Origin of the sequence: Bacteroides sp. 90-K9/2 (assembly GCF_047310725.1) — a bacterium.
Taxonomy (GTDB): Bacteria; Bacteroidota; Bacteroidia; order Bacteroidales; family Bacteroidaceae; genus Bacteroides; species Bacteroides vicugnae.
In genome coordinates this window covers 82,182-99,786 of record NZ_JBCGVL010000005.1, presented here as the reverse complement: position 1 = coordinate 99,786, position 17,605 = coordinate 82,182, and the positions used below count along the sequence as shown (strand labels likewise).

Here is a 17,605-nt window from a genome sequence, read left to right as displayed (position 1 = left end):
AAAGACATGACTGATATTGAATCTTTACGCCGTCTCACCGAAGCAGTCGAAACGGCAGGAGCGGACATTGCTCCCACTTATCTTGAATACGTACAATTGTCATTCGCCATCGCAACGGATTGCGGTGAAGCAGGACGTGAGTTTTTTCACCGCCTATGCCGGGTCTCTCCCAAGTATCAGCGCGAACATGCCGAACGGGTATTCTCCAACGCGCTCCACACCCAACGTGGAGAAGTGCACCTAGGCACGGCTTTCCACCTTGCCGAAGCGACGGGAGTCGCCATCAGCTATGTGGAGACAGTGGGGACAGTGAGGACAGCCCCTCAAATTCTCACACAGGCACGCGCGTATAATAAGGTGGCAAATGAGGAAACAGACGAAGAAACGATCACGGAAGAAAAAGAAGAACTGCTATCCGGTAGCGATCCGCAACACCCGCTACCCACTCTGCCGGAAGCAAACTGGCCGAAACTCCTGCAGCGTATCATCACGGTAGCGAAAAGTGAGATTCAACGCGACATCATGCTGATGGGAGCATTCACCGCGCTGGGAGCTTGCATGTCGCGCCACGTGCGATGCCTCTATGGCGGCAAATACTATTATCCCAGCCTCCAATGTTTCATCGTAGCGCCCTCTGCTTCCGGCAAAGGCATCCTCTCCTACCTCCGCCTGCTCGTGCAACCCATCCATGACGAGATTCGCGCGAAAGTGGCGGCGCAAATGAAGATCTATAAAAAAGAAAAGGCCGAATATGACGCGATGGGAAAAGAGCGGTCGAAAATGGAAGTCCCGCAAATGCCCCCTAACAAGATGTTCTTGATTTCGGGCAACAACACCGGCACAGGCATCCTACAAAACATTATGGACTCCGAAGGTACAGGACTTATCTTCGAGTCGGAAGCCGACACACTGTCCACCGCCATCGGATCGGAGCACGGCCATTGGAGCGACACGCTGCGCAAAGCGTTCGACCACGACTTTTTGTCCTACAACCGTCGCGGTAACCAAGAATATCGGGAAACAAAAAAGGTCTGCCTTTCGCTCCTGATGTCGGGCACCCCACTCCAGGTGAAAGCCTTCATCCCGACAACGGAAGACGGAGGATCCTCCCGCCAGTTGTACTACTACATGTACGGAATCGACAAATGGGTCAGCCAGTTTGTAGACGACGAAACAGACTGGGAAGAGGTATTCAACGCTCTGGGACTGGAATGGAAAAATCAACTGGACGTGATAAGGGAACATGGCATTCACACGCTACAGCTCACGAGCGGGCAGAAAAACGAAATTGACACCGTCTTTTCGGAGTTGTTCGATCGTTCGAGCATAGCCAACGACAGAGAAATGTATAGCTTTGTGGCGCGTATGGCTATCAATTTGTGCAGGATCATGTCGGAAGTAGCCGTGTTGCGCGCTCTCGAACACCCGAATCCCTACAGCCTCCAAATTTCCTCCTCTTCCCCCTTCACACCCGACAAGTCCATTCCTTCGGACAACCGCAAGGACGGCATCGTCACCCGCTGGAACGTATCCATCTCGGCGGAAGACTTCCACGCCGTATTAAATTTGGCGGAACCTCTCTACTGTCACGCCATGCATATCCTGTCGTTCCTCCCCAACACGGAAGTCAGCCACCGCCCCAATGCCGACCGGGATTTCCTCTTCCAGCAACTGGGTAAGGAATTTACCCGCACGGAGTTGCTGGAAAAAGCAACGGCTCTGGGTATCAACAAAAGCACCGCCATCACCTGGCTGAAACGTCTCACCCGACAAGGCAAGCTAATCAGTGTAGACGGCAAAGGGGCTTACGCGCGTGCGTGTGTGTATGAGTGAAACGGGGAAAAGTGTCCCCACTGTACCCACCTTACTTACTGTAATCGTTTGGACTGGTACATTCATTTTGATTACCGCATCCGTTTTTACTGCATAAAGCATCGCTTTAGGAGGTGTAAAGCTAAGCTTTAGACATCGTAAAGCGGCGCTTTATTCAAGGCTCTCCCAGGGCATCTACAATCACTCTTACTTCCAACGGTGTGAATGAACGTCGCTTTGATTCATAGCCTAAGTCGTATAGGCGTTGCAGAAGTCCGGGACATAGAGAGATCCATTTCTTCATTTTTCGATAAGCGGCAATATCGGTAAGTTCCGGAGAATAGAGTTGAGCCAGTTCCATGCGCCCGTAGGCACGTATTTTGAATTCGTTCATAATGGATAAGTTTCTGATTTACAGTTACAAAAATAGCAAAATATTTCTACATAGCCAACGCTTTTTCATTGAATAATCGATCATAATTGCACACAACCGACAACAATCGTACGCAACTGTGTACTATTGATTTTCCGGAGTTTGAGGGTGGTATCTTTGTATCGTCGAAAGGGAAATAATTCCCCGGACACGATGTTTAACCCTTTAATTTATTGTTTTATGATTCGTTACAAGATTTATCAGAACCAGCAGAAGAAAGGCTTGAATGCGGGTAAGTGGTTCGCCCGTGCAGTAAGCGACGAGACGTTTGATTTGGCAAAACTTGCCGAGCATATGTCGAAGCACAATTCACCGTATTCCGGTGGTGTCATCAAAGGTGTGCTTTCGGATATGGTAGATTGCATCAAGGAATTGTTGCTGGATGGCAAATGTGTGAAAATTGATGATCTTGCCATTTTTGGGGTGGGTATTCGCAGTAAGGCGGCTGATACGCTGGAAGAGTTTTCGCTGGAGAAGAATATTACCGGTATGCGTCTGAAAGCCCGTGCCACCGGTAATCTGTCGACCAATAATCTGAAACTCGACAGTCAGTTGAAGCAGCAGGCGGAATATCAGAAACCGACAACTGCCGGAGGAGGTTCTGATTCGGGTGATAACCCTGATCCAAAACCGGATGGTGGCGGCGAAGCGCCTGACCCGGCTGCCTAAAAGGTTCACCACAGAGGACACGGAGGACACTGAGTTTTTTCACCACAGATTATTTCTTTCCTCTGCGTCCTCTGTGTCCTCCGTGGTGAATAAAAAAACTATTATCAATTTATTTAAAACTTCTTATTATGAGTAATTCATCATCTCCCCGCTCCGTATGGAGCTTCATTATCAAAGTAATCATCACCGTTGCCACCGCTATCGGAGGCTTGATCGGAGTACAGAGTTGTATGTAACCCCATGCGGACTATTACATTAATTATCATTCATTGCAGTGCCACGCCGGAAGGAAAATCCCTTTCGGCGGAGGCTTGCCGACAGGATCATATCTTGCACCGTGGCTTCCGTGATATTGGCTATCATTTTTACATTACTCGCGACGGGGAGATCCACCGGGGACGTGCTTTAGAAAAGATTGGAGCACACTGCCGGAATCATAATGCTCATTCGATAGGTGTTTGTTATGAAGGAGGATTGGATGCGGGCGGAAAGCCGAAAGATACGCGTACTGTGGAGCAAAAAGGAGCTTTGCTTGCTTTGTTGAGGGAGTTGAAAAGGCAGTTCCCGAAAGCGTTGATTGTGGGACATCGGGACTTGAATCCAATGAAAGGATGTCCGTGCTTTGATGCGGTGAAAGAGTATTCACAGGTAATTTCTTGTCAAAAGTAGCCTAAAAAGCAGTTTTAAAAAGCACCATAAAATTAAAAACAAAGCGTGATTCCACTCGGTTTCACGCTTTGTTATAGCTATTTTCCAATAATACCCAGTTGTTATTTTCACTCATCTAGTTATCTCTCCTTCTTACTCTGATTTATACGCTCCATCTTTAGCCTCAAATATCACAGAAGGCTCAATCACCTCTACAGTATGCCATGCGCCTTTAGGGATTTGGCAACCATATTTTGCCTCAGCAGGACAGAGGTGAATGCGTTGTCTTTCTCGATATTCCACCTTACGAGATACATCCTGCACATCCATACTATGTGGAAGTCCAGATATACTATTCTCATACAAAATAACTTCTTCGTAAATAACTTCATCCAACTTACCACACAAACAAATTACAGTTTCTGTGGTATCTTCATGCCGATGGATAGGCACTTTAGTTTCTGGCAACAATGCGTTTAGCATACGTTGACTAGTATCGGCAGATGAGGTGCGTAGGTCGAAGTTCTGACGCAAACGTGGATTCTCCATAGCTTGTTCAAATAGCTTGCCCAAAAACTCTTTATCAAATTCCATAATCGTTATTGTTTCAATGATATGAGATATTCTTCATGCAAATGATAGTATTTTTTCATAAACAATATGTATACGATAGCCAATACAGCTAATACACCCACCAAATATAACCAATGAGCAAACACTGTATCGGGACAAAGATAGATAAATCCAAGGGAAATCACTAACTGCATAACCGTATACAGCAATGAAACTTTTACATGACCCACTTTCAACTCATTAGCCATAATCTGATAAGCATGCTTACGATGTGCCTCACCCAAGTTCTCGTGCAACATAATACGATGTACAATAGTCAGACAGCCATCCACACCATATACTAACAAGAATATCAGCCAAGTAATATCCGTTGTCTTGATCATCACATTACCTAACAGAAACAGTATGATAAAAGCAATGCCGATAGAGCCGACATCCCCTGCAAAGCATTTCGCTTTACCCTTCGGACAGAAATTGAAAATACAAAACACCAATGAAGAAAGAATCGTTGATATGATCAAACTCTGTTCTACAAAAACACCATTCATATTCACCAACGTCAATGGAACCAATACAGCCAAAGAGTATCCTGCTGTGATACCATTGATTCCATCCATGAAGTTTATTACATTCGTGGCACCGACATATACTATTAGTGCCAACAGTATAATCCACCACATTGACCAATGCAATATGCCGAGCTGATAGAACGCCATTGCGGCAGCTGCAAATTGAGCGACCAATCTTACAGAGTCCGGTAATGAATGGATGTCATCTACAAAGCTAATGCCTGCTACAAGTGTCAGACCCACTAGAAACCAAGGATATTGAAATCCGAAGAAGGCGCTCCAAATCCATATACCAATCAAAAAGATTATACCTCCGCCACGCAATACAATAGTGGAGTGTGATGAGCGTTCGTTGGGTTTGTCAATAATGTTGCATTTATCCGCAATACGGAAATAGAGGAGTTCTGCTATGAGAAGCAGAATAAAAATAATAATGTATGTTATCATATGAATTAGTTTTGTCTGAATATATCCGGAATGATCTTATCTTTATTTATAACTCATGTGCATATAAAAAAATTATAGTTTTCAAAAATCTCTATGTAGCACACAGTAAATAAGACCCAATAATTCGTTTCTTCTTCTACTTCAAATTTTATAATTCGTTAGTACATCTAACGGTTCCCAACCAAGTTCCTTACGTGCTTTCTCATTACTAAAAGTGAGGTTCTTGGTCATCTTTTCTAATTTATAGCTGTTGATAGGAGCTCTTGTCCCTAAAAGATCACCAACTAAAGCCATACACTTAGCCATCCACATTGGAATACAGATAGGTCTACTTTTGCCTAGTTGCTCTGCTATCGACTTACTAATCTGCCCAAAAGTCGGTTGGAATGTATCACACACATTATAAACTCCTCCTTTCTTGACCAAAGCAGGCATAATACAAGCAATATCTTCTGCCATCAAAATACTCTTCACAACCCTACCTCCGGCAATATTCATGTAAAAACCTTTCTTCACACCATTTACCATAGTACCAAGATTACCCGGAGCATCCTTACCAGCAAGAAGTGAAGGACGAAGAATTCCCAGAACTACATTATGCATCCCACACCATTTAGTCAGATACTCCTCTGCCAAAATCTTACTTTTAGCATATGGAGTGTCCCCTTCCAGCGGATGATCTTCGGTAATCAACTCACCAGACTCACAGCCATATACCGCCACAGTACTGATAAAAACCAGAGCCTTAGGGGGACCCACTTTTTCTAGTGCATTACACAAATGAACTGTACCAGTGTAGTTCACATCAAAAAAAGCCTGTTTCTCTGCTTCAGTTTTAGGCACGACATGAGCCTTACCACAAGCATGCAATACTACATCATAATGTTGCTCCAGCCGAGGAACCTCCTTTGCCAAATTCGTTTTAATCATATCATCAGGAGTGATACCGCAAGTAGTCACCTCATACATTTTGTCCAATATCGGACGGATATTCTTGCCAAGAAAACCCGTACCACCGGTAAACAATAATTTATCCATTATATAGCTTTCAAGAATTTATCCAAAATTACACTTTCAGAATATTCACTCTCAGCCAGAGCTCTTGCCTTTCGGCCCATTTCAATCAAGGTTGTTCTGTCCCATTTTTCAGGCCATCCACAATAGCCAATACCTTCCTCACGAATCAGCAAATCTATCTCACTACCTTTAGGTCCAAAGAATAAAATAGGACGACCTGATGCCAGAATGTTGTAAGTCTTACTTGGAACACCCAAGCCGTACATACCCTCCTGAAGAGTTACGAGAGCAATATCACAAGCAGCCAATACCTCATTCTGCTGAGAACGGAAATAAGGACCATGAAAAAAAACATTTTTCCGCTTTCTCTCCTTGAGTTTTTTCTCCATCGCTCCCGTACCATAAAAATGCAACTCCACATCCTCTGGTAACATATCCATCACCTTGTCCAATCCTTGCACACGCCCAATGTTACCGGCATATTCAAGAATTATCTTACCTTCCGGAAATGGCTGTGGTTTGATATTGCCGATATCTGCCCAATTTTCTATAATAGTAACCTTAGGATTTTCCCATTTACCAACCTTCTGCTCTAGCACATTTGCCATATCACGCCCAAGAACAATCAGCTGATCGGCTTTCGTATAAGCCTTATCAAAGATATATTTGAACAGACTGTACATGGGTAGTTTCAAGCCAGCGGGACGAGTATTTTCAGGAAATACATCATGTACAAGGATGTTCAGTTCAAATCCTTTTTTTTTCTTTAGTCTCGCCATTAATGGAATCATAGGAGCCGGATTCGTCACCATCAGCACCTTATCTCCAGTACATACATACTTGCGTACCAGAGCTATCATTCTTCGACTCATTAAAATGAAAGAAAGAGCCTTACCCTTGGTGGTATTCTTATCCAAATCAGATCCTAACGCACGATGTACCTCAATGCTCTCGTGAAGTTTAAACTTATTGTTTGCGTCAAGCTTCTTTCGCTTGTCATATATCTCAGGACCACAAATTACTCCCACATTGTACTTCTGTGCCATTGCATTGGCAATCTCGCCAAGGATGTAGCTCGTGGAAGTTTCATCTGGTGGGAAAAGTTCGGTTACTATCCAAAGTCGTTGAGTTATGTTACCCATTATTTATATCCTTTTAGTTTTTTCTATTCACAAACAGGAGTAAACACCTAATACCATCCACCCTCCTGTAAGCATTCAATTAATGGCATCCCCCTTAGTTTGGTCACCTTTAAAGTGCCCAGACTAAGGGATCTGTTAATTAATACGTTTGATTTTCGATGTAACTATCTATTTTTCCACAACACTCCCGAATAGCCTCTCTACAAAGCAATTTCATAAATATCAAAAATAAAATTCAGCTATCTTTTAATATTTATTTAGAGATAAAACAGGGTAAAAGTGCTACTTTATCCATATAACTGCATGGTTGAAATGTAAGACGACCGACCCACTCGAACATACGTATATTCTAAATTCACGACGTGTAGGATATACCTTTTCCATATACTCTTTCTCATCTGTGATCTGGTCACCATAGATAAAGTCATAAAGTGCTGCCGGTCCACTCAATCCTACCGGCACTTTTGCCGCCTCATTCCATTTTCCATAACGAAACATATCAAAAGGGTAAATACTATTAATGTCTCCCAAATTTTCTATTTGGATAATTTCCAAATTAGGATTATATGGCATTGTCTTTTCTCTCAGAACATCAGTCATCTCTCTCCCTAATGATATTATTTTATCCATACGGGCATACGATCTATTAAAGATGTTGAGGCACTGTCTGTATATTAAATTAGGAAATTTGAACCTCATTAGTAGAGGTTCTGGAAAAAGATCGTAAGCAAGAAAAGATATTTCATAATCTTTTTTCTATGAAAGGCCATTATATTAGTAATGGGAATAGATTACTAACTAGTAATACTTTATCTCCTTTATTTATTACCTTCTTTGATGCCTTACGTAGACACCAACTCATTAATAGGAATTTACGAATTCTAGAGAGCTTATTTGCTTTGTTTTCCTTAATTCCTTTGACTCGAATTGTTGTAACGCCCGCTATCAATGATGATTTTGGTAAAACCTTTAATTTGTTCTGGTCGTATGCCTCTGGCCCGCAAACAACAGTCACATTATACTTGTCCGAAAAAGTTTTTGCAATTTCCCCCATTATATATGCCGTTGAAGTTTCTTCTGGGGGGGGAAAGTTCAGATATTACGATTAAATTCATAGAACTAACAAAATTAATTTTTATTTTTCATTAATTCCTGTTCAGCAATCTTTGCATCAACAACGAAACGGTAGAAGTATGCTTGAAGGAATGCCCAAACATGTCCTGCTTCACCATCGAGGAAACCCAACTTAATGTAAAACTTGTACCAATAGTACATTTTAGCTCTAAAATATTTTGGGAGTCGATAATATAAGCCATCTCGAAGTTTCTTCGCTTTTTCGGGCTCGCCATCTAATACAGCATTTTCTCGTCCGCTCCTGACAGCAAAATAGTCAGCCACCTCTCGGGTTGCATACCAATTGTGCTTATCAATGAAGGCGTTCAGACTTTTAAAGTCATAATGCTCACAATCTTTTTTCAGGTCAATACAGCGACCTTCGCTCAACACGATGTGCTCGCCCATTGAACGATCCTCAAATCTTCCTTTGCCATACTTGAAGATAGTTATCTTCAGGAAAGGATAAGCACCTCCATGTTTCAGAAACTTGCCCAGAAAGAAAATCTTGAAGCGCATCATCATACCTGATACATCATCATCCTTATGCTTCTCACACTCGGTTAGAATCTCCTGCTTCAACTCTGGAGTTACGCACTCGTCAGCATCAAAACGGAACACCCAATTGGTTTTGATATCGGTATTGTCAATAGCCCAATTGAACTGCTTTGCATAATCTACAAAAGGTTCGTGATGATATATCTCTGCGCCCAAATTCTCGGCAAGTTCCACGGTTCTATCCGTGCTGCCGCTATCGACGACTACTATTCTTTCTACCCAACCCTTTACAGAGTTGATACATCTCTCGATGTTTGCCTCCTCATTTTTCGTGAGGATAATTACTGTCATATCTAGCATATTACAAATGTAAGATCTGTTTATATAAGTATACATAATCATGAAACCGGTCGTACTTATTAAAATACAATACGGCTCTCTTGCGACATGCATTTTTTTGAGCAACCTTTTCTTTATTCGATTGTTTACGAACATCTTGTACATAGAAAGCCAAGGCTTCTACATTACCTTTATCAGTAACCCAACCGGTTTCCTTGTCCAATATTTCAGGGGATCCACCTGTTCTATAAGTAATCACAGGAGTTCCACAAGCCAAGGCCTCCATATTAACTGTTGGAAGAGAATCTTGATATGTAGGATTAATAAACACATCTGCAGCAGAGTAGTATTCCGCAAGTTCTTGCTGATTAGCAGTTCTTTGAAGACCAATTACATTATTCGGTAATCCTTGAAGCTGAGATTCCTCCAAACCTATCAATATAATTCTATAGTTATCGTCCAATATTGAACTGAGTTTCATAAACTCATTAAACCGTCTAAGGCCACCACCTTCGAACCAACCTGTTGCAACTCCAAGCACGATAGTACGATTCCCTATGTTATGACGGTCTCTCACAATACTATTCTCAGATATTTTAAAGATATCTAAATCGATACCATTATGGATTACATGTGTAGGGTATTTCTTGAGATATGATTCTTTCACTACACTCTCAACCCAAGTCGAAACAGGTACTATTGTGAGATTAGGAACAGAGTTAAAAATCTTATTTTTTTGGTTCCAATTACATCTTGAATTATCAAATAGAACAGAACTTGGATAATCTGTCTTCAAAGCACATTTTGAGCAACCCTTTTTCCATTTCATACACCCTATTGCATCAAAATGAGAACAGTGACCTGTCATAGACCAGCAATCGTGTAACGTCCATACAACGGGTATGTTTGCTCTACTTAGGTATGTAAATAGCAATGAATAATTAATGTAATATCCATGTATGTTGTGCAAATGAATAATATCAGGATCTAGCTCTTTGATCTTCTTGATTAAATTTCGGGTTGAAAAATATGAACCTAATCCATGCATATCAAAAAGGCGTGTTAATACAGCATGAATCTTGCTGACTAAAGGTGACCCTATTCGATAGTATTGGGATTTACAAGGAGACTCAGGATTGCGTGCTGAATACATAATCCAACTATCCCAACCACACGCCAATACCTGTTCACCTATAGCTTGAGCAATGGAGCCTGTAGAACGAGTAATACCTGAATTTATTTGAAGTATTTTTGGCATATTCTATAACTGAGGTCTATGTCCAATTATATGTTTTAATGTTTTGATAATAAATCTACAATTCTTTGCACCCAAAACTATCAAGGCGTAGTAGTATATATAAAAATAGAAAGACTGAGCATAGCCCATTTCTTTTAGTCTTCGCGCATACTCTCTAAACACTTTTATTCCTTTATTCCTCTGGATTTCAAGAACTGGATATGAATACTTAGATTGATTTAGCATTAAAATCTTATTGGAATCGTCATTATGCTCTTTGGCAATATAATCTTGCAGCTTGATATACCAAGCCATAAAATTAATGGAGTTGTCAATCGTTATTGTGCCAGGTGTGTATATCGCCTTCTCACTTTCACTACTTCCAAAAAATGGCGTACCGCCCTCTATAGCCTGGGTGATAATTACACGAGAATATGCAGCAGGATATTTATAGCATGTTTCTGCCAACAAATACATTTGATAAAGAAGAGAACTATCAAATTTTTCGCTTTCAAATTCTAAAGCACAGTCTCTGCGAATTGTAAACCCAGAAACAAATACACTCTTACCAAATAAATCTATATAGGTTTCTTTACAAGGTGGAAAGACCCGATCCTCAGAGTAGTACCTAAAATCCTCATGATCTCCGTTCGCAAAATTATTGCGATATGATCTCAGGATATATCCACAATCAGAATGTTCTTTTGCGAAATCAAAGAACTTATCAAAAGCACCTGGCATAAACAGGTCATCATCACCCATGAACATGATAAAGTGGCCCTTTGCTACACGAATAAGGTTACGGAGATTCTTGTCATAACCACAATTTTCCTCATTTTCGATATAGTTAACCTCATATCGTGTCTTTGACTTGAAATCAAGAACCTGTTTGCGTATTTCTTCTCGTTTAGGGGATTTATCTTCACAAATTACAATCTCAACCTCATCTACATGAGTTGTGTCAATGCTATTGAGCAAACGACGTATTTCTGCAGGCCTGTTATAACTTGGGATGCAGATGGAAAAGAGTTTTTCTTCCATTATTTTAATTCTTTATAAGTTTCTACTATTTGTCGGCAACGATCTATTTCTGAGCCGCCCAATTCTTTCAGTCTCCTGTATCCTTTCTCTGCTATTCGCTTAATCTCCGAAGGATTTTCAAGCAACCACTTACACTTCTTTACAATCTCATCCTCATTTCTAAAATATACTGCACATTCATCTGAAGGGTACATTTCATTCAAATCATCAGTATATTCTGAAAGCATGAGTGTTTGGGTAGCAGGTATCTCAAAACATCTACGAGTATATGTATCGCTATTCAGCTTTGATAGGAAAACAATTGTTATCAGACATTCGTTAATAGTGTGATTGTATTCTTTGCCTCTTTTTCCCGGTTTTACACAGGCCTTAATATCTTCGTAAAGGGGTGCATCCTCCCACTCAGAACCATTAAATACCGTAACTGGTATATTAGCATCAACTAGAGCCTTTATATATTTATCACGACCATCATTTTCGAAATGTCCCAGAAAGGCTACAGGTATTGTGTCTTCACAATCCTCACGGAAATTATTCTTCTCAATGTAATATGGAAGTAATACTTTTATATTCTTTGCACCTACAGATTCATAGTCCGCTATGTTTTTTTTGCGATAGACATAATTAACATCCGTAAGTCTTAGAATTCTATGAAAGTTTCTATAAAAGCCCAGATTAGGCGTGCCGCTGAAAGGATCATCGTTGTTGTATGTAAACACAAAGAACCCTTTCTTTTTCAACTTCTTAACGGTAGATGGCCAAATGCGATAGCAACGATACAGAAATACAAAATCTGCTTTTAAGGCTTCTGCTTTTTTTATAATATCATTGTTATATGCAGATAGCCTATAGCCTATGTGAATGCGATTCTGAACTCTTGTAAGTAACGCATTGATTGTACCGCTACCATAAAGATAATCATCATATTTTACGGTAACCACCTCATGCCCCAAAGCTTTGAAACCAGACTCAAAAGCTGGAGCATACATGGGATGTTCAAAGGAACCAACTAAGAGTATCTTCATTACCTGTTGCTATACATTGATTCATAATACTTTTCGTACTCCCCTGATGTGATATTATCCATCCAAGCTTCATTCTCCAAGTACCACTTTACTGTTTTCTCAATTCCCTCCTCAAACTGTAAAGATGGCTCCCAGCCAAGTTCCTTCTGCAACTTAGTCGAGTCGATGTCATAACGTGCATCATAACCGAGTCGGTCTGTTACGTATGTAATCAGATCCAGGTCTACACCCTCAGGGCAGCCAAGAAGATGATCTACAATAGCGATAACGGTCTTGATGATATCGATATTCTTCCACTCATTGAAGCCACCAATATTGTAAGTCTCGGCTATTGTTCCATTGTGAAAGATGGTATCGATAACGCGAGCATGATCCACTACAAGTTGTCCGTTGGCACCTGCTACAAGTATGCTCATATTAATAATTCAATTTGAATTCTTCGATTTTAGGCTGCACCTCAGCAATTAAACGAGCTTATTGCATTTGGTTTGCACTAAAATTCGGGATAAAGGTTCATATCAATAGAGAAAGGCGAATCGAAATCTTTCAAGCACTCATGGAGAGTATCCTTTTCGCTCAACAACGCTTTGTCTGTAGGAATCTTCCAATCTATGCCAAAGCTCTCATCCTTAATCGAGATGCCACCATCTGCCTGAGGTGCATAGAAGTTATCGCACTTGTACTGGAAGATTGCAGTCTCTGAGAGTACAGCAAAGCCATGAGCAAATCCTCTTGGCACAAAGAACTGGCGATGATTGTCTTCTGTGAGTTCTACTGCTACATGCTGACCGTATGTAGGCGAGCCCTTGCGAATATCAACTGCAACATCGAGTACTGTCCCCTTCACGCAACGAACGAGCTTGCTCTGAGTGAAGGGAGGTCGCTGGAAGTGCAGACCTCTCATTACACCATAAGAGGACATACTCTCATTATCCTGTACAAAGTTGATCTTGCGAACCTTCTCTTCAAATTCACGTTGGCTAAAGCTCTCAAAGAAGTATCCGCGAGCATCACCAAATATCTTAGGTTCGATGATGACTACACCATCTATTTCGGTTTTAATTACATCCATTGTATTATATATTTTTGTTATTAGTACTGGCTGTCCGTATTGAACGGAAACATACTTGTCCACCTGTGCAGCCAGTTATCCTTATTTAGTCGAGATTAGGATTACCTGTTTCCTTCATCTCAACAATAACCTTTAGCAGGTACTGACCATACTGGTTCTTGAGCATAGGCTTTGCGAGCTCACGCATATGCTCCTCGGTAATCCAGCCTTGGCGATATGCGATACCCTCAAGACATGCGACCTTCAAGCCTTGACGTTTCTCCAGCACCTCAATGTATGTTGATGCCTCAGAGAGCGAATCGTGTGTACCAGTATCCAACCAAGCGAATCCACGCCCAAGAGTCTGAACTTTGAGTTCTCCATCTTCAAGGAACTTCTGATTTACGGTAGTGATTTCGTACTCTCCACGAGCGGAAGGCTTGATGTTAGCAGCCACTTCCACAACCTTGTTTGGATAGAAGTAAAGACCAACGACTGCATAATTCGACTTTGGCTTTGCAGGTTTTTCTTCAATAGAGAGACAGTTACCTTCACGGTCGAACTCAGCTACACCATAGCGCTCAGGATCGTTGACCCAATATCCGAAGACGGTGGCTTTCTTCTCCTCGTCAGCAGTACGTACAGCTTCCCTCAGTATCTTGGTGAAGCCGGCACCCTGGAAGATGTTATCGCCAAGAATAAGACAAGCGGAATCATCACCAATGAAGTCCTTACCAATGGTGAATGCCTGTGCAAGACCGTCTGGTGATGGCTGCTCGGCATAAGTGAACTCTACTCCATAATCCGAACCATCACCCAAAAGACGCTTGAACCCAGGGAGATCGTATAGGGTACTGATAATGAGTATTTCTCTGATACCAGCCAACATCAGAACGCTTATAGGATAATACACCATTGGCTTGTCGTAAATAGGCATGAGCTGCTTGCTGATACCTTTGGTGATAGGATACAATCTTGTACCACTACCGCCTGCGAGAACTATACCTTTCATATTAATATTATTTATTATTCTTTATTTGGCAAGGTCAACCACTGACCAAATTTGTAATCCCACTCTTCAGGATCAAATGGAGACATCCCCCCTCCACTATAAAATGTTAGCTCTCCAAAAAATACCTGACCATCAATGTCATAAAAGTCAACTCGAACATGAGGAATATCCTTTGACAGCTTTCTAGCCAACTCCTTCATGTGCTCAAAACCAGCAGGCTTCAAAACAGGCTTTGTAGCGTTTGGATGACCTTTCCGAAAGTCAAGATGATTGAAATCCATATCGAAGAAGTCAAACTTCGTATCTACAGTTGGATCAAGTCTATCTGACGCAATAAAGATGGCTTTAGGCTCACCATTGAAACAGAAATACTTGTAATCTGTGAGCTCACCAGAATTATCTTCCATATACTTTTCTGCAATTACACGAGGTTTAACATTCTTGTATGGCCACTCTCGAGTTGAATAATAGAATTCGACCTTAAAAGATGCTTTGAGTTTTTTTATTGCAGCCTTTTTGTCGAGTTTGCTTTTATCACGACATACAACCAAACCACCACTATCATGAGTACATTTCAATACGAACTGGTTAGGTAGAGAGTCCCAATCAATGTCATCTACGGAATCCCAAACTCCAAGTGTCGGAATTATATATTTCTCTCCTATGATGGAAGCCACATATTTCTTCGCCTCGTATTTATCAACCATCTTTGAGTACTCGGGATTGCGGTTGTAAATCTTCAGCCATTGAAGCTTCTCGTTAAAGGACTGTGGATTCTTCAGGTTAAGAGGTTTCCCACAAAGACATCGATACTGAATCTTCAGATAGACTTTATCCGAAAGCCATCGACGAAGAGGTGTATGGTCAACGATATAATACAAAAGCCATGGAAGTGCATCTTTAGATGTAAGATGCTGAATTACATAATTTGCCATATTATTTTGAAGTATCTATTAAAAGCCATTCTTTACAGTTAATATTATGCTCACTATTTTTGAACCAGTTGCTTGGTGCCACAATGATCTTATCAGTATTATTGTTAAGCCATGCTCCCCACCAAGAAAAAGTACTATTGGCAATGATATTATGCTTGCATTGGGTCATGAGGTACATATCTTGATAGCTATCTTTGCCTTGGTTCCAGTTGACAATCTTGAAATTAACTCTAAATTCCTTCATAAACGAATCGCACCAAGATGGTTCGTTAGAAAATACATAGAAAATAGGATTATCTACTCTATCTTTTATCTGTTCTATAGCTTGGCGATAATAATTCTCATTACAAACACAGTAATATGGAAGTTTCAAGTAATCACCTCTGCGGATATGTATACTAACAGAATTGTTCCCATGCATTTCGTTAGCTGTATCAACATTTTTATTACCAATATTGTGAAATCTATATGCATTAACAACGACATCCTTTATGGACTCGAAGTATTTAGGCGATAACCAATCGCCCATAAGAAATGATTTTTTACTTTCTAATGCATCTGGACAAAAGGTATATGGTTCGTCTATTGTAAGAATACTCTTTGGTTTATACCTTCTTAGCATCTTGATCAATAGACTATGCAACGCTGATGTCTGATTGGGGGAGTCCGGAATATCGAATACAGACTTCAGTTCAAATCCGTTATGCATTTTGTTAGTTTGAAAAAGAGTCGTATCTAAAGAACAACTCTTCCCTTTTGCTTTCATACTCAAAAAAAATGCATATTGAAACATTTGATTGCCTAAACCGCCAGATAGTATTATAGTTTGCTTCATTTTCCCAATATTTCTTTAAGTGTGTTTTTCCAACCTTCCCAATCAGTCATCTGTTGATAGAGTTTATAGGCTCCATCAGAGACGTCTTTATATAAACATTTATTATTAGCAAGTTCATTTATTTGGGCAGCCATAGCAACAGATGTATCAGCAACAAATCCATTATAACCAGATTTAATAATCTCAGGATGAATACCAACTTTATATGTGAATACTGGTTTCTTAAGGCCTAAAACCTCGAGAAGTACGAACTCTGTTGTAGATGGCCAAATGGATGGGTTGATTACACCACGACTGGCTGCAATAACTTCTCCAAGGTTCGTCTTCCACGTACATTCATTGCGCATTTCGAGAATACCTTCGTCAACGTATGTCTGTAATCCATAATTATTCAAAGCAAAATCAATACTCTTTTGAGATGCGTATGCAGCGACCACCTTAACGTTCGAATTACAATGCTCCAGCACATCCTTCAACAGATGAATACCCTTATCTATTCGATTTTGAGCTACAAACACAAAATAGTCTCCCATAGTGGGATTATATTTCTTAAGCTTGTCGCCATTGAAGTAAAGAGGGGTAGTATAGCAATGATCGCGATGGATACCATATCTAACATAGAAACCAACCTGCTGCTGAGAAGATGTGATGACAGCACCAGCCTTAGTTAATTCTCTCTGAAGTCGATAGCGATTGATTGTGGAATTGAGCTTCTTTATGAACCCTTTCAGCCCTTTATCATTTGATCGTACACAGTTACGGAATAGAGCTTCTTTAAAACCAAGGTCAAGGCACTTAGTGCAAAGGCCCCTCTCATCATTAGCATAATAATTATAGCAGAAGAAATCTTGCATGAAGATTTTGGAGATGACTTTTATTCCCCTTTTACGAGCCATTGACCAATAGATTATATTCTTGTTGGTCACTGATCCCAGTGTAAAGATTGTATCTGGATTGAAATCGTCTAGTACATGCGTGTACTGTTTCTTATGTTTGCCTTGAAACCAATTGGCAGTGAAATTGCATGGATAGCGATAATATAACTTTGTACCATCTTCTTCCACCTTATCCTCAGTCACTTCGTCAGAATAAACTGCGACTGTACACCCAAGTTCAAGGAGAAGTTTCTTGGCTATCTGACTAACGTAAGCTCCCGAGAAGTCGCCAAGATAGGCATCTGGAATAAGTAGAACTCGTTTATTTAACATG

The 17,605-nt window shown here is 40.8% G+C and carries 19 protein-coding genes and 1 pseudogene; 4 read left to right on the top strand and 16 right to left on the bottom strand.

Going from position 1 to position 17,605, the window contains the following annotated elements; genetic code table 11:
• Window positions 1-6: 6 nt before the first annotated feature.
• Window positions 7-1,833: a DUF3987 domain-containing protein gene (locus AAHJ11_RS13250; protein WP_148366998.1), complete on the top strand. Its 1,827-nt coding sequence runs from the start codon at window positions 7-9 to the stop codon at window positions 1,831-1,833.
• 154 nt (window positions 1,834-1,987) lie between these two features.
• Here AAHJ11_RS13250 and AAHJ11_RS13245 read toward each other — a convergent pair whose 3' ends face one another.
• Window positions 1,988-2,206 (bottom strand): DUF4248 domain-containing protein, encoded by a 219-nt coding sequence (locus AAHJ11_RS13245; protein WP_004297475.1) that lies wholly within the window; start codon window positions 2,204-2,206, stop codon window positions 1,988-1,990.
• Between the two features lie 219 nt (window positions 2,207-2,425).
• Between AAHJ11_RS13245 and AAHJ11_RS13240 the strand changes: the two genes are divergently transcribed.
• From AAHJ11_RS13240 to AAHJ11_RS13230, 3 genes are all read left to right on the top strand, one after another.
• Window positions 2,426-2,914 carry a DNA-binding protein gene (locus AAHJ11_RS13240; RefSeq protein WP_099145941.1) on the top strand — a complete coding sequence of 163 codons (489 nt, stop codon included), beginning with the start codon at window positions 2,426-2,428 and terminating at the stop codon, window positions 2,912-2,914.
• Window positions 2,915-3,042: 128 nt separating this feature from the next.
• Window positions 3,043-3,150 (top strand): smalltalk protein, encoded by a 108-nt coding sequence (locus tag AAHJ11_RS13235; protein ID WP_004297473.1) that lies wholly within the window; start codon window positions 3,043-3,045, stop codon window positions 3,148-3,150.
• 4 nt (window positions 3,151-3,154) lie between these two features.
• On the top strand, window positions 3,155-3,583 hold the full coding sequence (locus tag AAHJ11_RS13230) for an N-acetylmuramoyl-L-alanine amidase (RefSeq protein ID WP_148366999.1): 429 nt from the start codon (window positions 3,155-3,157) through the stop codon (window positions 3,581-3,583).
• Window positions 3,584-3,715: 132 nt separating this feature from the next.
• On the opposite strand, the gene AAHJ11_RS13225 is transcribed toward AAHJ11_RS13230, so the two are convergent.
• The 15 genes and pseudogenes from AAHJ11_RS13225 to AAHJ11_RS13155 form a co-directional block, all read right to left on the bottom strand.
• Complete coding sequence (locus AAHJ11_RS13225) at window positions 3,716-4,156, bottom strand: WbuC family cupin fold metalloprotein (RefSeq protein ID WP_148367000.1); 441 nt, start codon at window positions 4,154-4,156, stop codon at window positions 3,716-3,718.
• Between the two features lie 5 nt (window positions 4,157-4,161).
• On the bottom strand, window positions 4,162-5,151 hold the full coding sequence (locus AAHJ11_RS13220) for an MraY family glycosyltransferase (protein ID WP_148367001.1): 990 nt from the start codon (window positions 5,149-5,151) through the stop codon (window positions 4,162-4,164).
• Between the two features lie 141 nt (window positions 5,152-5,292).
• Complete coding sequence (locus AAHJ11_RS13215; RefSeq protein WP_148367002.1) at window positions 5,293-6,189, bottom strand: NAD-dependent epimerase/dehydratase family protein; 897 nt, start codon at window positions 6,187-6,189, stop codon at window positions 5,293-5,295.
• Window positions 6,189-7,310 (bottom strand): glycosyltransferase family 4 protein, encoded by a 1,122-nt coding sequence (locus AAHJ11_RS13210; protein WP_148367003.1) that lies wholly within the window; start codon window positions 7,308-7,310, stop codon window positions 6,189-6,191. The genes AAHJ11_RS13215 and AAHJ11_RS13210 overlap by 1 nt, the downstream gene beginning before the upstream one ends.
• A gap of 282 nt (window positions 7,311-7,592) precedes the next feature.
• Window positions 7,593-7,940, bottom strand: coding sequence for a hypothetical protein (locus tag AAHJ11_RS13205; protein WP_254883817.1), 348 nt, complete (start codon window positions 7,938-7,940; stop codon window positions 7,593-7,595).
• 498 nt (window positions 7,941-8,438) lie between these two features.
• Entirely contained in the window at window positions 8,439-9,272 is an 834-nt protein-coding gene (locus AAHJ11_RS13200; RefSeq protein ID WP_254883818.1) for a glycosyltransferase family 2 protein, read from the bottom strand.
• Window positions 9,273-9,282: 10 nt separating this feature from the next.
• Entirely contained in the window at window positions 9,283-10,518 is a 1,236-nt protein-coding gene (locus AAHJ11_RS13195) for a glycosyltransferase (RefSeq protein WP_148367005.1), read from the bottom strand.
• Window positions 10,519-10,521: 3 nt separating this feature from the next.
• Window positions 10,522-11,538, bottom strand: coding sequence for a glycosyltransferase family 2 protein (locus AAHJ11_RS13190; RefSeq protein WP_148367006.1), 1,017 nt, complete (start codon window positions 11,536-11,538; stop codon window positions 10,522-10,524).
• Window positions 11,538-12,563: a glycosyltransferase gene (locus AAHJ11_RS13185; protein ID WP_148367007.1), complete on the bottom strand. Its 1,026-nt coding sequence runs from the start codon at window positions 12,561-12,563 to the stop codon at window positions 11,538-11,540. Before AAHJ11_RS13185 ends, AAHJ11_RS13190 begins: the two co-directional genes overlap by 1 nt.
• A pseudogene (locus AAHJ11_RS13180) lies at window positions 12,563-12,943 on the bottom strand (GDP-mannose 4,6-dehydratase); the annotation flags it as partial. The pseudogene AAHJ11_RS13180 and the gene AAHJ11_RS13185, both read right to left, overlap by 1 nt.
• A gap of 113 nt (window positions 12,944-13,056) precedes the next feature.
• Window positions 13,057-13,635, bottom strand: coding sequence for a dTDP-4-dehydrorhamnose 3,5-epimerase (rfbC, locus tag AAHJ11_RS13175; RefSeq protein WP_148367009.1), 579 nt, complete (start codon window positions 13,633-13,635; stop codon window positions 13,057-13,059).
• 85 nt (window positions 13,636-13,720) lie between these two features.
• Window positions 13,721-14,626: a glucose-1-phosphate thymidylyltransferase RfbA gene (rfbA, locus tag AAHJ11_RS13170; RefSeq protein ID WP_148367010.1), complete on the bottom strand. Its 906-nt coding sequence runs from the start codon at window positions 14,624-14,626 to the stop codon at window positions 13,721-13,723.
• A 14-nt stretch (window positions 14,627-14,640) separates the two neighbouring features.
• A complete protein-coding gene (locus tag AAHJ11_RS13165) occupies window positions 14,641-15,561 on the bottom strand; it encodes an ATP-grasp fold amidoligase family protein (RefSeq protein WP_148367011.1) in 921 nt (306 codons plus the stop codon).
• A gap of 1 nt (window position 15,562) precedes the next feature.
• On the bottom strand, window positions 15,563-16,396 hold the full coding sequence (locus tag AAHJ11_RS13160; protein ID WP_148367012.1) for an alpha-1,2-fucosyltransferase: 834 nt from the start codon (window positions 16,394-16,396) through the stop codon (window positions 15,563-15,565).
• On the bottom strand, window positions 16,393-17,604 hold the full coding sequence (locus AAHJ11_RS13155; RefSeq protein ID WP_148367013.1) for a glycosyltransferase: 1,212 nt from the start codon (window positions 17,602-17,604) through the stop codon (window positions 16,393-16,395). Before AAHJ11_RS13155 ends, AAHJ11_RS13160 begins: the two co-directional genes overlap by 4 nt.
• Window position 17,605: the final 1 nt, after the last annotated feature.

Excerpts from the sequence above, each read along its gene's own strand:
- AAHJ11_RS13215 (WP_148367002.1), bottom strand. The coding sequence starts at position 6,189 with ATGGATAAATTATTGTTTACCGGTGGTACGGGTTTTCTTGGCAAGAAT.
- AAHJ11_RS13225 (WP_148367000.1), bottom strand. The coding sequence starts at position 4,156 with ATGGAATTTGATAAAGAGTTTTTGGGCAAGCTATTTGAACAAGCTATG.
- AAHJ11_RS13220 (WP_148367001.1), bottom strand. The coding sequence starts at position 5,151 with ATGATAACATACATTATTATTTTTATTCTGCTTCTCATAGCAGAACTC.
- AAHJ11_RS13250 (WP_148366998.1), top strand. The coding sequence starts at position 7 with ATGACTGATATTGAATCTTTACGCCGTCTCACCGAAGCAGTCGAAACG.
- rfbC (WP_148367009.1), bottom strand. The coding sequence starts at position 13,635 with ATGGATGTAATTAAAACCGAAATAGATGGTGTAGTCATCATCGAACCT.
- AAHJ11_RS13235 (WP_004297473.1), top strand. The coding sequence starts at position 3,043 with ATGAGTAATTCATCATCTCCCCGCTCCGTATGGAGCTTCATTATCAAA.
- AAHJ11_RS13190 (WP_148367006.1), bottom strand. The coding sequence starts at position 11,538 with ATGGAAGAAAAACTCTTTTCCATCTGCATCCCAAGTTATAACAGGCCT.
- AAHJ11_RS13230 (WP_148366999.1), top strand. The coding sequence starts at position 3,155 with ATGCGGACTATTACATTAATTATCATTCATTGCAGTGCCACGCCGGAA.
- AAHJ11_RS13205 (WP_254883817.1), bottom strand. The coding sequence starts at position 7,940 with ATGGATAAAATAATATCATTAGGGAGAGAGATGACTGATGTTCTGAGA.
- AAHJ11_RS13210 (WP_148367003.1), bottom strand. The coding sequence starts at position 7,310 with ATGGGTAACATAACTCAACGACTTTGGATAGTAACCGAACTTTTCCCA.
- AAHJ11_RS13185 (WP_148367007.1), bottom strand. The coding sequence starts at position 12,563 with ATGAAGATACTCTTAGTTGGTTCCTTTGAACATCCCATGTATGCTCCA.
- rfbA (WP_148367010.1), bottom strand. The coding sequence starts at position 14,626 with ATGAAAGGTATAGTTCTCGCAGGCGGTAGTGGTACAAGATTGTATCCT.
- AAHJ11_RS13245 (WP_004297475.1), bottom strand. The coding sequence starts at position 2,206 with ATGAACGAATTCAAAATACGTGCCTACGGGCGCATGGAACTGGCTCAA.
- AAHJ11_RS13155 (WP_148367013.1), bottom strand. The coding sequence starts at position 17,604 with ATGTTAAATAAACGAGTTCTACTTATTCCAGATGCCTATCTTGGCGAC.
- AAHJ11_RS13240 (WP_099145941.1), top strand. The coding sequence starts at position 2,426 with ATGATTCGTTACAAGATTTATCAGAACCAGCAGAAGAAAGGCTTGAAT.
- AAHJ11_RS13195 (WP_148367005.1), bottom strand. The coding sequence starts at position 10,518 with ATGCCAAAAATACTTCAAATAAATTCAGGTATTACTCGTTCTACAGGC.
- AAHJ11_RS13165 (WP_148367011.1), bottom strand. The coding sequence starts at position 15,561 with ATGGCAAATTATGTAATTCAGCATCTTACATCTAAAGATGCACTTCCA.
- AAHJ11_RS13200 (WP_254883818.1), bottom strand. The coding sequence starts at position 9,272 with ATGACAGTAATTATCCTCACGAAAAATGAGGAGGCAAACATCGAGAGA.
- AAHJ11_RS13160 (WP_148367012.1), bottom strand. The coding sequence starts at position 16,396 with ATGAAGCAAACTATAATACTATCTGGCGGTTTAGGCAATCAAATGTTT.